Origin of the sequence: Geodermatophilus sp. TF02-6 (assembly GCF_003319115.1) — a bacterium.
Lineage (GTDB): Bacteria > Actinomycetota > Actinomycetes > Mycobacteriales > Geodermatophilaceae > Geodermatophilus.
On the sequence record NZ_QOHF01000002.1, the window covers coordinates 85,522 to 100,962 of the forward strand.

At 76.4% G+C, this 15,441-nt stretch carries 14 protein-coding genes; 7 read left to right on the top strand and 7 right to left on the bottom strand.

Features of this window, described 5'->3' with window-relative positions; genetic code table 11:
- Nucleotides 1-32: 32 nt before the first annotated feature.
- From DQ238_RS02445 to DQ238_RS02465, 5 genes are all read right to left on the bottom strand, one after another.
- Nucleotides 33-401, bottom strand: a complete 369-nt coding sequence (locus DQ238_RS02445) for a hypothetical protein (RefSeq protein ID WP_113779724.1) — start codon at nt 399-401, stop codon at nt 33-35.
- Nucleotides 402-432: 31 nt separating this feature from the next.
- Nucleotides 433-1,341 (bottom strand): helical backbone metal receptor, encoded by a 909-nt coding sequence (locus DQ238_RS02450; RefSeq protein ID WP_233495649.1) that lies wholly within the window; start codon nt 1,339-1,341, stop codon nt 433-435.
- 12 nt (nt 1,342-1,353) lie between these two features.
- Nucleotides 1,354-4,596, bottom strand: a complete 3,243-nt coding sequence (icmF, locus tag DQ238_RS02455) for a fused isobutyryl-CoA mutase/GTPase IcmF (protein ID WP_113779725.1) — start codon at nt 4,594-4,596, stop codon at nt 1,354-1,356.
- Nucleotides 4,597-5,026: 430 nt separating this feature from the next.
- Nucleotides 5,027-6,178, bottom strand: coding sequence for an acyl-CoA dehydrogenase family protein (locus DQ238_RS02460; protein ID WP_113779726.1), 1,152 nt, complete (start codon nt 6,176-6,178; stop codon nt 5,027-5,029).
- Between the two features lie 503 nt (nt 6,179-6,681).
- On the bottom strand, nt 6,682-7,080 hold the full coding sequence (locus DQ238_RS02465) for a GNAT family N-acetyltransferase (protein WP_199506095.1): 399 nt from the start codon (nt 7,078-7,080) through the stop codon (nt 6,682-6,684).
- Between DQ238_RS02465 and DQ238_RS02470 the strand changes: the two genes are divergently transcribed.
- From DQ238_RS02470 to DQ238_RS02495, 7 genes are all read left to right on the top strand, one after another.
- A complete protein-coding gene (locus DQ238_RS02470) occupies nt 7,015-7,695 on the top strand; it encodes a TVP38/TMEM64 family protein (protein ID WP_233495650.1) in 681 nt (226 codons plus the stop codon). The two genes, DQ238_RS02465 and DQ238_RS02470, sit on opposite strands and share 66 nt — an antisense overlap.
- Before the next feature lie 107 nt (nt 7,696-7,802).
- A complete protein-coding gene (locus tag DQ238_RS02475) occupies nt 7,803-8,027 on the top strand; it encodes a hypothetical protein (RefSeq protein WP_113779727.1) in 225 nt (74 codons plus the stop codon).
- Entirely contained in the window at nt 8,024-8,179 is a 156-nt protein-coding gene (locus tag DQ238_RS22655) for a hypothetical protein (protein WP_158550695.1), read from the top strand. Before DQ238_RS02475 ends, DQ238_RS22655 begins: the two co-directional genes overlap by 4 nt.
- Nucleotides 8,180-8,254: 75 nt before the next feature.
- Nucleotides 8,255-10,666 carry a phosphatase PAP2 family protein gene (locus DQ238_RS02480; RefSeq protein ID WP_113779728.1) on the top strand — a complete coding sequence of 804 codons (2,412 nt, stop codon included), beginning with the start codon at nt 8,255-8,257 and terminating at the stop codon, nt 10,664-10,666.
- On the top strand, nt 10,663-10,866 hold the full coding sequence (locus DQ238_RS02485) for a hypothetical protein (protein ID WP_113779729.1): 204 nt from the start codon (nt 10,663-10,665) through the stop codon (nt 10,864-10,866). The genes DQ238_RS02480 and DQ238_RS02485 overlap by 4 nt, the downstream gene beginning before the upstream one ends.
- Nucleotides 10,867-11,064: 198 nt before the next feature.
- Nucleotides 11,065-11,520: a pyridoxamine 5'-phosphate oxidase family protein gene (locus DQ238_RS02490; protein ID WP_158550696.1), complete on the top strand. Its 456-nt coding sequence runs from the start codon at nt 11,065-11,067 to the stop codon at nt 11,518-11,520.
- A 70-nt stretch (nt 11,521-11,590) separates the two neighbouring features.
- Nucleotides 11,591-13,321: a GAF domain-containing protein gene (locus tag DQ238_RS02495; protein ID WP_113779731.1), complete on the top strand. Its 1,731-nt coding sequence runs from the start codon at nt 11,591-11,593 to the stop codon at nt 13,319-13,321.
- Nucleotides 13,322-13,391: 70 nt separating this feature from the next.
- On the opposite strand, the gene DQ238_RS02500 is transcribed toward DQ238_RS02495, so the two are convergent.
- Complete coding sequence (locus DQ238_RS02500) at nt 13,392-14,069, bottom strand: response regulator transcription factor (protein ID WP_305037550.1); 678 nt, start codon at nt 14,067-14,069, stop codon at nt 13,392-13,394.
- Between the two features lie 142 nt (nt 14,070-14,211).
- Entirely contained in the window at nt 14,212-15,393 is a 1,182-nt protein-coding gene (locus DQ238_RS02505) for a cysteine--tRNA ligase (RefSeq protein WP_113779897.1), read from the bottom strand.
- Nucleotides 15,394-15,441: the final 48 nt, after the last annotated feature.

Genomic DNA, 15,441 nt, shown 5'->3' on the forward strand with positions numbered 1-15,441 from the left:
CCGGCCTGCCCGGGAAGGGGTGGCCGCGCGGGTCAGCCGCGGCGGCGGAGGCGCTCGGCCAGGGCGGCCGCGTCGGCCGCCACCCGCCGCCAGGCCGGCACTGCCAGCCGGGACTCCACCTCCGCCAGCCGCTGCTCTAGAGCTGCCAGCCGGGCGGCTCCCGGGGACGCGGACGGCCGGCCCGCCTCGGCCGCCAGCTGCGCCAGGCCGTCGGTGAGGGCGGCCACCAGCTCGGCGGCCTCGCCCGGCCGGAGCTTGACCGTGCCCACGCAGGTCTCGTCCCGCCACACGGAGAGGTTGAGCAGGCCGACCTCGCCGTGCGTGGACACCCGGACCGCGCGGCCCCTGTCGTGGGCGTCCCACACCCACCGTCCGCGGGTCGGGAGGGGCAGGACCGTCATCCCCACAGGCTGCTGGTGCGCACACGCGCCGTCAACGCGGCGCCGAGGTGATCGCCGCCAGCAGCCGCGCACGGGCGGGGCCCAGCGACGGCCCGTACCAGGTGAGGTCGCGGCCGGAGACCAGGGCGCAGCGGGTGCCGGGGAAGGCCTCGGGTCCGTCGTCGGCGGTGAAGACGTACGGCTCGTCGGGGAGGACGACGACGTCCGGGCCGGCCGCGCCGATCTCCTCGACGTCCACCCTGGGGTAGCGGTCGGCGGCCTCGGCGAAGACGTTGACCAGCCCGAGCCGGGCCAGCACGTCGCCGGTGAACGTCCGCGAGCCCACCACCATCCACGGGTCGCGCCACACCGGGACGGCGACCCGCAGCCCGGTCCGCGGTGCGGGCTCGGGTGCGGGCTCGGCCCACACCGCCGCGGCCGCGGCCAGCCACTCCGGCTCCCCCGCGTCGAGCACCTCGCCGAACAGCCGCCGCAGCGAGGCCAGCGCCTGGTCGACCGACTCGACGACGGTGACCCACACCGGCACCCCGGCCGCCCGCAGCCGCTCGACGTCCAGCTTCCGGTTCTCCTCCCGGTTGCAGACCACCAGGTCCGGCGCCAGGGCGGCGATGGCCGCCCGGTCGGGGTTCTTGGTGCCCCGCACCCGGGCGACGTCCAGGTCGGCCGGGTGCGTGCACCAGTCGGTGGCGCCGACCAGCCGGTCGGGCACGGTGGCCGCGAGCGCCTCGGTCAGCGAGGGCACCAGCGACACCACCCGCCGCGGCGGGCGCGGCAGCTCGACCGCCGTCCCCAGGTCGTCCCTGGCGACGTGCTGGAACGGCCGGTGACGCCATGGAACGGCCCCCGTGCAGGGGCCCGCGCCGAGCTCGGGCGGCCCCGTCCGGAGGCTCACCCCGAGCGTGCGAGGGGTGAGGGGGACGGGGTCCTTCTCGGGGGGCACGGGGGTCCTTTCTCACACGTTGCGCCGGTACTGCCCGCCGACCTCGAAGAACGCCTCCGAGATCTGCCCGAGCGAACACACCCGGACGGCGTCCATCAGCTCGGCGAACACGTTGCCGCCCTCCATCGCCACCTGCTGCAGTCGGGCCAGCGCGGCCGGGGCCTCGTCGGCGTGGCGGGCGGAGAAGTCCGCGAGCCGCTGCAGCTGCGACTCCTTCTCCCCTTCCGTGGCGCGGGCGAGCTCGATCGGCTTGGGCGCTTCGGAACGCGAGCGCGGGTCGAGGAAGGTGTTCACCCCGACGATCGGCAGGCTGCCGTCGTGCTTGCGGTGCTCGTAGAGCATCGACTCGTCCTGGATCTTCCCGCGCTGGTAGCCGGTCTCCATCGCGCCCAGCACACCGCCGCGCTCGGCGATCCGGTCGAACTCGGCCAGCACCGCCTCCTCGACCAGGTCGGTGAGCTCCTCGATCACGAACGAGCCCTGCAGCGGGTTCTCGTTGCCGGCCAGCCCCCACTCGCGGTCGATGATCACCTGGATGGCCAGGGCCCGGCGGACGGAGTGCTCGCTCGGGGTGGTCACCGCCTCGTCGTAGGCGTTGGTGTGCAGGCTGTTGGCGTTGTCGTAGACGGCGCAGAGGGCCTGCAGCGTCGTCCGGATGTCGTTGAAGTCCATCTCCTGCGCGTGCAGGGAGCGGCCCGAGGTCTGCACGTGGTACTTCAGCTGCTGCGACCGGGGGCCGGCCCCGTAGCGCTCCCTCATCGCGATCGCCCAGATGCGGCGGGCGACGCGGCCGATCACCGAGTACTCGGCGTCCATGCCGTTGGAGAAGAAAAAGGAGAGGTTGGGCGCGAAGTCGTCGATCGCCATGCCGCGGGCCAGGTAGGACTCCACGTAGGTGAAGCCGTTGGCCAGGGTGAACGCCAGCTGGCTGATCGGGTTCGCCCCGGCCTCGGCGATGTGGTAGCCGGAGATCGACACCGAGTAGAAGTTGCGCACCCGGTGCTGGATGAACCACTGCTGGATGTCGGCCATGCAGCGCAGCGCGAACTCGGTGGAGAAGATGCAGGTGTTCTGGCCCTGGTCCTCCTTGAGGATGTCGGCCTGCACCGTGCCCCGGACGTTGGCCAGCACCCAGGCGCGGATCTCCTCGGCCTCTCCCGTGTCGGGCTCCCGGCCCTCCTCGGCGCGGAACGCGGCGAGCCGCTGGTCGATCGCGGTGTTGAGGAACATCGCCAGGACCGCCGGCGCCGGGCCGTTGATCGTCATCGACACCGAGGTGGTCGGCGCGCAGAGGTCGAAGCCGCTGTAGAGCACCTGCATGTCGTCGAGGGTGGCGATGGAGACCCCGGACGTGCCGACCTTGCCGTAGACGTCCGGCCGCGGGTCGGGGTCGCGGCCGTAGAGGGTGACCGAGTCGAACGCCGTCGACAGCCGGGTCGCCTCACTCCCGGCGGAGAGGAGCTTGAACCGGCGGTTGGTGCGGAAGGCGTCGCCCTCGCCGGCGAACATCCGCGCCGGCGCCTCGCCGGACCGCTTGAACGGGAAGACCCCGGCGGTGAACGGGTAGGAGCCGGGCAGGTTCTCCCGGCGCAGGAAGCGCAGCAGCTCGGCCTCGTCGGTCGTGCGCGGCAACGAGACCCGGCGCACCTCGGTGCCCGAGAGCGTCTGGCGGGTCAGCGGCGTGCGGATCTCCCGGCCGCGCACCGTGTAGACGTACTCGTCGCCGGAGTAGGCCTGCACCCGCGCCGGCCACTCGTCGAGCAGGGCGCGCACCTCGGGCAACAGCTCCGCGTCGGCGACCTCGGCGGCGGCGCGTGCGGCGTCGGCGGCGTCGCCCTCGAGCACCTCGGCCGCCGTGGTCAGGTGCTGGCGCCGGCGGACGACGTCGGCCTGCTCCTCGGTGGCCGCGTGGTGACCGCGCACCGCCTCGGCGATCTCGGCCAGGTACCGCGACCGGGACGACGGCACCACGCTGGTCAGCCCCGAGGACGCCCGGACGTCGACCCGCGGCAGGACGCCGGCGCCCGCGGGCAGCCCTCTCTCGACCAGCAGCCCGAGCAGGTCCTGGTAGAGCGCGGTCACGCCGTCGTCGTTGAACCGGGCGGCGCTGGTGCCGAAGACCGGCATCTCCTCCCACGGCTGCCCGAACGCCTCGCGGTTGCGCACCAGCTGCCGGGCGACGTCGCGGCGGGCGTCCTCCGCGCCGCGCCGCTCGTACTTGTTGATCGCGACGACGTCGGCGAAGTCGAGCATGTCGATCTTCTCCAGCTGCGACGCGGCGCCGAACTCCGGCGTCATCACGTACAGCGCGACATCGCTGAACGGCACGATGCCCGCGTCGCCCTGCCCGATGCCCGGCGTCTCGACGACCACCAGGTCGAAGCCGGCCGCCTGGACCGCGCACAGCACGTCGTCCAGGTGCGCAGGCGTCTCCGCACCGGCCGAGCGGGTGGCCAGCGAGCGGAAGAAGGTGTGCGAGCCCTCCCCGGTCTCCAGCGCGTTCATCCGGATGCGGTCGCCGAGCAGCGCGCCACCGCCGCGGCGCCGGGTGGGGTCGATCGCCAGGACCGCGACCCGCAGCTTGTCCTCCTGGTCGGTGCGCAGCCGGCGCAGCAACTCGTCGGTCAGGGAGGACTTGCCCGAGCCGCCGGTGCCGGTGATGCCGAGCACCGGCACGGCGCGCCCGGCCGCGGCCTCGCGCACCCGCGCCGCCAGGTCGGACGAGCGGCCGGCCTCGAGCACGGTGATCGCCCGGGCCAGCGCGGCCGGTGAGCCGGTGAGGAGCGCGTCGACGTCCGGACCCTCGGCCGTCAGGTCGACGTCGCATGCGCGGATCAGCTCGTTGATCATGCCGGGCAGGCCGAGGCGCTGGCCGTCCTCGGGGCTGAAGACGCGCACTCCTCGTGTTGCGAGGAGGGCGATCTCCTCCGGGACGATCACGCCCCCGCCGCCGCCGAACACCTGCACGTGCCCGGCGCCGGCCTCGGCCAGCCGCTCCACCAGGTAGGTGAAGTACTCGACGTGGCCGCCCTGGTAGGAGGAGATCGCCACCCCCTGCACGTCCTCCTCCAGCGCCGCCCGGACGACGGTGTCGACGCTGCGGTCGTGCCCGAGGTGCACCACCTCCGCGCCCTGGCTCTGCAGCAGCCGGCGCATCACGTTGATCGCGGCGTCGTGCCCGTCGAAGAGGCTCGCCGCGGTCACGAATCGCACCGGGTGGACGGGGACGTGCAGGTCGGACCGCTCGGCGGGCATGCCACTCCCTGGTCGTCCGGCCCCGCGGACGCCGCCGGGCCGAATTAGTTGGACGTCCTAGTATCTGTCCTCCAGGACGCGCTGTCCACGCGGGGCTCACCGGGGCCCCGGGGTTGGACGGGTGGGACAGGCACCACCGCGACGGTCGACCCGGTGCGCGGCACGGTCGCCGTGCTGCCGACCCGGCCGGAGACGCCCCCCAACTGGACGACGAGGTCTCCACGGCGGCGGCCGCGGAGACGTGACCGGTCGCCCGAAGCGGTCTGCCCACGGGCGTGGTGGACAGACGAGGCCGACGTGCGGTTCCCCCTGCCACGAGCAGACGTGGGGGACCGACGACTGCTGCTCGTTCGGCGGCTCAGCCCTCGAGGGAGCGCCGGGGACCTGCACACCAGACGCACGCACGTACCACCCACCGGGCGGACCGCTGTCAGGTCCGGTGTCGGGCGATCCACTGCGCGGCGATGACACTGCGCTGGATCTCGTTGGTGCCCTCACCGAGGACCATCAGCGGCGCGTCGCGGTAGTACCGCTCGACCTCGAACTCCTTCGAGAAGCCGTAGCCGCCGTGCACCCGCATGGCGTCCAGCGCGACCTGCACCGCCGCCTCCGAGGCGAACAGCTTGGCCATGCCCGCCTCCATGTCCGCCCGCGCGCCGCTGTCGAAGCGCTGCGCGGCGTCGGCGGTGAGCAGCCGGGCGGCGCAGACCCTCGTGGCCATGTCGGCGAGCAGGTTGCCGACAGATTGGTGCTGCCAGATGGGCTTGCCGAAGGACTCCCGCTCCTGCGCGTAGCGGGTGGCCGCGGCCAGCGCGGCCTGCGCGACGCCGACCGCGCGGGCGGCGACCTGGATGCGGCCGACCTCCAGCCCGCGCATCATCTGCGCCCAGCCCCGACCGGGCTCGCCGCCGAGCAGGGCGGACGCCGGTACCGGCATCCGGTCGAAGACCAGCTCGCACGCCTCGATGCCGCGGTAGCCGAGCTTGGGGATCTTCGGTCCCACGGTCAGCCCGTCGGCCGGCTCGACCAGCAGGACGCCCATGCCGGTGTGCGGCGGGGTCGCGTCCCGGTCGGTGCGACAGAGCAGGCCGACCAGCCCGGCGTGCCGGGCGTTGGAGATCCACGTCTTGCTGCCGGTGACCAGGTAGCCGTCGCCGTCGGGGTCGGCGTGGGTGCGCATGCTCTGCAGGTCGCTGCCGCCCCCGGGCTCGGTGAGCGCCATCGTGGCCCGCAGCGAGCCGTCGGCCATCCGCGGCAGGTACGCCGACCGCTGCGCCTCGGTGCCGAAGGTGCGGATCAGGTGGGCGATCACCGCGTGCCCGCCGATCGCGCCGGCCAGGCTCATCCAGCCGCGGGCCAGCTCCTCGGTGACGCGGGCGAAGCAGGCGGTGCTGACGTCGGCGCCGCCGTGCTCCTCGGGCACCAGCAGCCCGAAGCAGCCGAGGATCTTCATCTCCTCGACGAACTCCTCGGGGTAGCGGTCCTCGGCCTCGAACTCGGCGACCCGCGGGCGCACCCGCTCGTCGACGAACCGCGCGGTGAGGTCGACCATCTGCTGCTCGTGCTCGGCCAGGGGGCTCATGCCGGCAGCCTCCCTCAGCGCGGCGGCTCGGACCTCAGCGCGGCGTTCGGACCTCAGCGCGGCGTTCGGACCTCAGCGCGGCGGCTCGGGCGGCACGTCATCGTCCCCCGCGTCATCGTCCCCCGCGTCGTCGTCCCCCGCGTCGTCGTCCCCCGCGTCGCCGAGGGGTCGCCGGCTCCAGGCGACGTCGTGCCAGCGGCCCTGCCCCGTCGGTCACAGACAGGTGCGTGGCATGGGGGGTCGAGCGCCACCGCGACCTCGGGCCGGGGACGGCGGCCGCGCGACCCATGCGGTACCGGACCGCCTCGATCGCGTGGGCCAGCTGCTGGGCGTGGGAGGAGTCCGCGGGCAGGCGGTCGGTGGTCACCTCCGCACCCTCCCAGCGCCGGCAACCGGTCCGTCCCTGCCCGCCGGGGAGGGCGGCCGTAGCACGGGCGGCCGTCGCGTGGGCAGCGGTAGCGCGGGCGGCCGTAGCGTGGGCGGGTGCGCCGCAGCCCCGGAGTTCAGCTCCCGTGCCGGTAGGTCGTGACCCAGAGGCCGGGCGCCACCTCCCGGTCGCCGGTGCGGACGAAGCCGAGCCGCTCGTACAGCGCCCGGGCGGGGGCGTTGTCCCGCCCCGTGGCGACGACGGCCGGCCGCTCCCCGGCCCGGTCGAGCAGGGCCCGGACCAGCGCCGTCCCGACGCCGCGCCGGGCGAGGGCGGGGGCGACGACCAGGCGCTCGACGTCGAGGACGCCGCCGTCCTCGGACCAGGCCAGCGCGCCGGCCAGGCGTCCGTCGCCGTCGACGGCGCCGAGCCAGGCGAGCCCGGCGCCGCGGAGCCCGTCGAGGTCCTCGTGCAGCGCGGGGATCCGGTCGTCCCCGAGGAGCCGCGCCTCGACCGCGTAGGCGGCGCTCTGCACGGCCAGCAGCTCGGCGGCGACGGCGAGGTCGGCGGCCGGGTCGAGGGCACGGACCAGCACGCCGGCCAGCCTGCCAGGGCGTGGCTGCGCCTCGGCGTCCTCGGCCTGCTGCTCGCCGCGGCGGTCGTCCTGGCCCTGACGGTCGACCGCCCGGAGGTCCCGTCGCTGCGCGGCTGGCTGCACGCCGCCGGGCCGCTCGGCTGGGCCGCCGTCGTCCTCGGGGTGTCCGGCGCGCTGATGACGCCGGTGCCGCGGACGGCCCTGTCGCTGCTGCTCGGCGCCGCGGCCGGCTTCCCCGCGGGGCTGGCGGTGGCGGTGGTCGCCGGGTGGCTCGGCGGGGTGGGCGGGTTCACCGTCGGGCGGTCCCTGGGCCGCGACGCCGTCGTCCGCCTCGCCGGACGGCGGCTGGGGCGGGCCGACCGGCTCTTCCGCGACCGCGGCTTCCTCGCCGTCCTCACCGCCCGGCTGAGCCCGGTGCCGTTCTGGATCGTCAGCTACGCGGCCGGCCTGTCCAGCGTGCGCTGGCTGCCGCACGCGCTGGCCACCCTGGTCGGCGTGGTGCCCGGCGGCGTCCTCTACGTCGGCATCGGGGCCTCGGTGCTGGGCTGGCTGTAGCCGGCCGGGCCCCAAGTCCCTCCCCGGAGCGCCTTCGGACCGCGTCGGTGCGCCGCGGCGCGCAGGACACTCGCCGGTGTCCGGCTCCCACCGGAGGGAGGCCTCCCGTGCCCGCGTCCCCGAACAGCTCCCCGCTGCGGGCCCTCCGGCGCTTCACCCTGGGCCTCCTCCCGGGTCGCAGCGCGCTCGCGCGGGGCAGCGACCGGGTGGAGGTCGCCGCGCGGCTGCTGCTGACCCTGCTCGTGCTGACCTCGGTGCCGGTCGCGACGGGCGGCTCGCCGAGGAGCCCACGACCTCCCGGGAGGTCGCCCGCAGCACCGTCGTCCTGGTGACGCTCGGCTGGCTCGGCGTCCTGGCCCTCCTCCTGGCCCTCCTCGGCGCAGCCCACGGCGCCCTCTGCTGGCTGCTCGGCCGCTGCCGCGACCGCCGCTGGACCCGCGAGTGGGCCGCGGTGGAGCCGACCTGGACCCGCCGCGTGCCCTGACCGCGCGGCGCCCTCCGGCCCGGCCGGAGGCGGAAGACCCTCTCCCTGCGGGCCGCCGCGGTGTGGACTGCGGGCATGACCGCGCGCGTCGTGCCCCCCGCCGAGCCCCGGCTGCGGCGGCCGGGTCCCGTGCGCGCGGGCTCCCGGCCGGTGCAGCGGCACCCGGTCGACCTGGTGCGGGCGGTCCTGGGTCTGGCCGTCCTCGGCCTGGGTGTCCTCGTCGCCCAGCGCAGCGAGCTGTCGGCGTTCGAGCGGGACGTCTTCCAGCTGGTCAACGACCTGCCGGCGATCCTCTTCCCGGTCGTCTGGGTGGTCATGCAGCTGGGCAACGTGGTCGCCGTCCCCGTGCTGGCGGGCGTCGCCGCGCTGACCAGGCGGGTGCGCCTGGCCCGGGACCTGCTGGTGTCCGGCCTGCTCGCCTACGTCGCCGCCGACCTGGTCAAGCAGGTGGTCGCGCGCCCCCGGCCGGCCGGGTTCGCCGTCGCGGTGAACTTCCCCGAGGGGCCGGTCACCGGTCTGGGCTTCGTGTCCGGGCACTCCGCGGTCGCCGCGGCGATGGCGGCCGCCGCCGTCCCGTACCTGACCCGCCGCGGCCGGCGCGGGGTGTGGGTGCTGGCCTGGACGGTCGGGCTGGCCCGCATCTACGTCGGGGCCCACCTGCCGCTGGACGTCGTCGGCGGGCTGGGGCTGGGCTGGGCGATCGGCTCGCTGGCGCACTGGGTGTTCGGCGTCCCCCGCCGCGAGGTGCCGGCCGCCCGGGTGGCGCGGCTGCTGGACCGCCTCGGCCTGCCCGTGCGCGAGCTGCGCCCGGCCGCGGTGCGGGCGCGCAGCTCGCACCCGTTCGAGGCGGTCGACGGGGAGGGCCGGCGGCTGTACGTCAAGTTCCTCGAGCCCGACCGGTACGAGCGGGACTGGCTCTACCGGCTGTGGCGGCTGCTGGCGGTGCGCGACGTCAAGGACGCCGACGCGGTGGCGCCGCTGGGCCAGCAGGCCGAGCACGAGGCGGTCGCGGCGATGACCGCCCGCGAGCGCGGGGTGTGCGCCCCGCGCGTGCTGCTGGCCCGCGGCTCCGAGCGCGGCGCCGTGGTGGTGCAGGAGTTCCTGCCCGGCCGCGGGCTGGACGACCTCCCGCCCGAGGCGCTGACCCCCGAGCTGCTCGGCCGGGTCTGGGATCAGGTGGCGCTGCTGCGCGCCGCCCGCGTGGCGCACCACGACCTGGTGGCCGCCAGCGTCCTGGTCGACGGCGTCGGCCGGCCGTGGGTCGTCGACTTCGGCAACGCCGAGACCGGGGCGGACGACGACGCGCTGGCCGGTGACGTCGCCGAGCTGATGGCGTCGTTGGCGCTGCGCACCGATCCGGCGGTCGTGGCCGGCTCCGCCGTCGGTGCCCTCGGTGCCGACGCGGTCGCCGCGGCGCTGCCCGCGCTGGTGCCGCTCGCCCTGTCGTCGGCGACCCGGGCGGAGGTGCGGGCGAACCGCTCGCGGCTGGACCTGCTGCGCCGCGCGGTGCGCGACCGGCTCGGCCTGCCCGACCCCGACCGTCCCGAGTACGGCCCGCCGGGGGTGCCCGCCCGGCTGGCCGTGGCGGCCGGCGCGGGGCTGGTGCTCGTCGGGGTGCCGCTGCTGGCCGGGGCGACCGCGTTCCTCGGCTCGGTGGAACGCGGCGGCTGGCGCTGGCTCGGGGCGGCGCTGGTGCTGGCGGTGCTGGCCCGCGCGGCGAACGCGGCCGCGGCGCTGCTGACCGTCGAGCGCCGGCTGTCCCTGGGCCGGACCTACGGGGCGACGATGGTGGCCGAGGGCGCCTCGCTGGTGCACGGCGGCGAGGGCTGGCGGCGGTCGGCCGCGCGGTTCCTCGAACGCGCCGGGGTGTCCCCCGAGGGCGCGCGGCGGGCGGTGGACCGCTACGTCGCCGGCGCGATCGTCGCCGCGGTGCTCGTCGCCGCCGGCACCCTGGTGCTGGCGCTGGTGGAGGGCCGGCTGACCGGCTGGCGGGCGCCGGAGGCGCTGGTCCCCGCCGTCGCCCTGGGCGTGGGCGCGTGGGCGCTGGTGCTGGCCGGCCAGGGCCTGGCCCGCCGAGCCGACACCGCCCCGCACCTGCGGCGCCAGGTGACCCGGGTCCTGCGCGACGGGCTGGCCTCGGCGCGCCGCACCCCGCGGCGGCGGGGCGCGCAGCTGGGCTGGTCGGCCGCCGGGGTCGCCCTCGAGGGCGCCGCCCTGGCCGCCGCGGTGCACGCCGTCGGCGGCTCGGTACCGCTGCTGGCCACCGCGGCCGTGTACGGGGGGTTGCACCTGCTGTGGTCGGTGCTGCCGGTGACCGCCGCGCCGGGGGCCGCCGAGGTCTCCCTCGTCCTGGCGCTGACCGCGCTGGGCGCGCCGCTGGCCAGCGCGTGCGCCGCCGCGGTCGTCTTCCGGCTGCTGGTGTTCTGGGTCCCCGCCGTCCTCGGCTGGCTGCTGTCGGCCCGCTTCGAGCACCGCTTCGGCGCGTGACCGCCACCGCGTACCGGCGACGGGCCGGGGACCTGTGGACGGCGCTGGCCGCGGTCGTCGTCGCCGCGGGCGTCGTGGTGCTGCTGGCCCCGTACCTGCGGCGGCGCTCGGTGGCCCTGCTCGTCGGCGTCCCGACGTCCTCCGGCGGGTGCCGCGGCCACCCGGTCGCCGACGGCCGCGGCGGGACGACGCGGGCCTGAGCGGCCGGTGCACGGCCGGTGCACGGCCGGTGCACGGCCGGTGCACGGCCGGTGCTCGGCCGGTGCTCCGTGCGGGGACGGTGGTCCGCCCCGCTCGGGACGTAGGTCCCTGCGCCGCCGACGCGACCCGCGCCGACAGTGGACGCACCGCGGGGCGCCCCCGCGTCCCCGGAGCAGCGCAGCTCGGAGAGGACCCCCGTGCCCACCACCGATGACGACCGGGAGGTCGAGGTCCTGGCCGCCGCCGACTGCGAGCGGCTGCTGGACACGGTGCGCATCGGCCGGCTGGGCTACACGTTGGATGCGATGCCGGCGATCCAGCCGGTCTCCTTCCGGCTGCACCGCTCCCGCGTGGTGATCCCGGTGCGGGCGGGCAGCCGGCTGCTGCCGGGCCGCCGCGGGGCGGTGGTCGCCTTCGAGGTCGACTGCTTCGACGAGGACACCCGCACCGGCTGGACGGTGACGGTCGTGGGGCTCTCCCGCTCGGTCACCGACCCGGGCGAGATCGCCGTCCTCGACACCCTGCCGTGGCCGCCGCCGACGACCCGGCCGGGCCGCTACCTCAGCGTCGGCCTCGGGCTGGTCCGCGGCTGGCGGACGGTCCCGCGGCAGCCGGCAGGGAGCGTCGCCCGCCTGGCCGGGCGCAGCGGCTGACCGACACCCTGCCCGGCTTCCCTTCCCACCGGGGCCGTGCGAGTCTCGGCGGGGAGGAGGTCCGACCGTCATGGCAGCTGCGTCCCGGCCGCCGGCGTCCGGTGGGCCGGCGCGGCCCGCGCGGGAGTCCGCCCTCGCCGGGATGCGGTTGACCGAGCTGCTCGAGGAGGTCCAGGAGCGCCTGGCGACGGTGGCCCGCAGCCAGACCCGCGTGCAGCACCTGCTCGACGCCTTCCTCAGCGTGGCGACCGGCCTGGACCTCGAGTCCACCCTGCGGCGGATCGTCGAGGCCGCCGTCGACCTGGTCGACGCCCGCTACGGAGCCCTGGGCGTGCTCGCGGCCCGCGGCGGCCTGGCCGCGTTCGTCCACGTGGGCATCGACGAGGAGCGCGCCGCCCGGATGGGGTCGCTGCCCGAGGGCAAGGGCGTGCTCGGCCAGCTGATCACCGAGCCCCGCCCGCTGCGCATCCCCGACCTGAGCCAGCACACCTCGTCGGTCGGCTTCCCGCCGCACCACCCCGAGATGCACTCCTTCCTCGGCGTCCCGGTGCTGGTGCGGGGCGAGGTGTTCGGCAACCTGTACCTGACCGAGAAGCGCAGCGGGGAGTTCACCGCCGAGGACGAGGCGGTGCTCACCGCGCTGGCCGGCGCGGCCGGCATCGCCATCGACAACGCCCGCCTGTACGAGGAGGCCGAGGCGAGGCGGCGGTGGACGACCGCGGTCTCCGACGTCCGGGCCTGCCTGCTCAGCAGCGGCTCGATCGACGAGGCGCTGTGCCTGGTGGTCACCCGGGTCGCCGAGCTCACCGAGGCCGACGGCGTCTGGCTGGTCGAGGGGTCCGGCCCCGGGGACGGCGTCTCCGTGGTCCGGGCGGAGAGCGGCGAGGGCCTGGCACCGACGGTCGGCGTCCGGCTGCGGCCGGAGGCCGACCCGGTGCTGGAGGCGGTGGCGGGCGCCGACCGCGTGGTGACCGGCGACAGCAGCGAGCTGGCCCTCGAGGGTCCGGGCGGCGACGTCGCCTGGGGGTCGTGGATCGGTGTCCGGCTGCGCGGCAGTCACGCGGAGCACGCCGTGCTGCTCGCCGCCCGCCGGGTCGGGGCGCCGGCGTTCCCGGCCCCGCTCGAGCCGCTGGTGGGCACCTTCGCCGACCAGATCGCCGCGGCGCTGGACATGGCCGCCCGGGCGCGGCTGGCCCGCCAGCTCGACGTCTACGCCGACCGCGACCGCATCGCCCGCGACCTGCACGACCACGTCATCCAGCGGGTGTTCGCCGCGGGCCTGGGGCTGCAGTCGGTGCTGCCGCGGCTTCCCGACGCCGAGGCCCAGCGCCGGATCCGGGCCGTCGTCCACCAGCTCGACGAGACCGTCCGCGACATCCGGACGACCATCTTCGACCTGCACACCGCCGAGGACGCCGATCCGCGCACCAGCCTGCGCCGGCGGGTGCTCGACATCGTCACCGAGACGCTGGGACGTGACCTGCACCCCACCGTGCGGGTGTCCGGCGCCGTCGACAGCCTGGTGACCGGGGACCTCGCCGCCGACGTGGAGGCCGTCACCCGCGAGGCGGTGAGCAACGCGGCCCGGCACTCCGGCGCCGCCTCGGTCACGGTGACCCTCGACGTGGCCGACGAGGTGGTGCTCGAGGTCACCGACGACGGCCGCGGCATCGACCCGCGGGCCGCCCGCAGCGGGCTGCGCAACGTCGAGGACCGCGCGCGCCGGCGCGGCGGCGGCGCGGCGGTGCAGCCGCTGCCGGAGGGCGGGACGCGGCTGCGCTGGTGGGCGCCGCTGCGCTGACGAAGGACCCCGTCCTCCTCACCGCTCGCACGCTCGCGGCGAGCCTCTGGACGGGGCCGCCACCTGACGTTCAGCCGGGCCGGCCGGCCGGTGGCGTGCCGCGCAGCTCGGTGGCGAGCACCGCGGCCTGGGTGCGGCGCTCCAGGCCGAGCTTCGCGAGCAGGTGGGAGACGTAGTTCTTGACCGTCTTCTCCGCGAGGAACATGCGCTCGCCGATCTGCCGGTTGGTGAGCCCCTCGCCGATCAGCTCGAGCACGGTGCGCTCCTGCTCGCTGAGCTTGGCCAGCGGGCCGGCCGGCTGCGCCGCCCGGCGCAGCCGCTCGAGCACCGCGGTCGCGGCCGTCGGGTCCAGCAGCGAGCCGCCGGCGGCGACGGCACGGACGCCGCTGACCAGGTCCGAGCCGAGGATCTGCTTGAGCAGGTAACCCGAGGCGCCGGCCATGATCGCCTCGAACAGCGCCTCGTCGTCGCTGTAGCTGGTCAGCATGACGACCTTGAGCTCGGGCATCCGCGACCGCAGCTCCCGGCAGACCGAGACGCCGTCCCCGTCGGGCAGCCGGACGTCGAGCACCGCGACGTCCGGCTTGAGGGCGGGCACCCGGGCCAGGGCCTCGGCGGCGTTCTTGGCCTCCCCCACCACCCGGATGTGCGAGTCGCTCTCCAGGACGTCGGCCACGCCACGGCGGACCACCTCGTGGTCGTCGAGGAGGAACACCCGGATCTCGGGGCGCTGCACGTCGTCGCTCACCCGTCACCTTCCTCTCGGAGGACCGGTCGCGCCCAGGCTAGGACCCGGGTCGTCGCCCGCGCGCGGGATCGGAGGACCCTGCCGGGGTCGGTCCGACGGTGGCCGGGACGACCGGCGCGGCGGAACTCGTCGCCGGAGCCGGTCAGCCCAGCGCGAGCACCCGGACCACCCGGCGGGCGGCGTCCCCGCCCTCGGCGATGGCGACGTCCAGCGCACCGGGCACGTCCAGGTCGTCGAGCAGCCGGTCGACGACCGCCCGGCCGGCCGCCGGCGAGGAGCCGGGGCGGCCGGCGGCGGAGAACAGCGCGTCCAGCCGGGCCTGCGCGCCCCCGATCGACGACGGCCGGTACTCCCACGGCTGCGCCCACGGGCGGTCGAGCACCAGCAGCCGCAGCACCGGTCCGCTGGTCACCCGCAGCAGCTCGGAGACGAGGGTCAGGTTGCCGGTCGACTTGGCCATCCTGGCGCCGTCCTGCGACACCGCGCCGACGTGCACCCGCGCCCGCGCGAACGGCCCCACACCGGACGCGGCCTCGGCCATCGCCGCCTGGTGGGCGTGGTGGGGGAAGGCCAGGTCCGCGCCGCCGACCAGGACGTCGACGCCGTGGCCGAGGGTCGCCGTCGCCATGGCCGCGCACTCGGCGTGCCACCCCGGCCGGCCCCACCCCCAGGGCGAGGGCCAGGCGGGGTCGCGCTCGCCCGACGGCCGCCACACCGGCACGTCGAACGGGTCCTCCCGCAGGGGGTCGGCGGGGTCCTCCTCGGGCGCATCGCCGAACTCGGCGGCCAGCGCCCGCGCCCGGCCGGCGTCCAGACCGGCCGCCTCGACGACCCCCGCCCCGCGGAAGAACACGTGCCCCTCGCGCACGTAGGCCCGGCCGGCCCGCAGCAGCGCCGCCGCGAGCTGCTGCACGTGACCGATGTGGTGCCGGGCCCGCGGTGCGTGCGTCGGGGGCCGGACGCCCAGGGCGCGCATGTCCTGCTCGAAGGCGAACTCCTGGCTCAGCGCGAACTCGTCGTAGTGGCGGCCGCGGGCGTCGGCGGCCCGGGTGAGGACGTCGTCGACGTCGGTCACGTTGCGGCTGACGACCACCTCGACGCCGGCCGTCCGCAGCACCGCCCCCAGGACGTCGGCCCACACGAACGTCGCCGCGTGCCCGAGGTGGGTGACGTCGTAGGGGGTGATCCCGCAGACGTAGACGCGGGCCGGGCTGGTGACCGGCAGGGGCCGCCCGGCCAGCCGCAGGTCGCCGGTGCGCACCTCGACCGGCTCGCCGACCCGGCCTGCTGCACCGACCACACCGGAGGAGGACATGGGGGTCATGCCGTCATCCTGCCCGCCGGGTGCTCGGCCCTCCCGCACCGCCCGGCC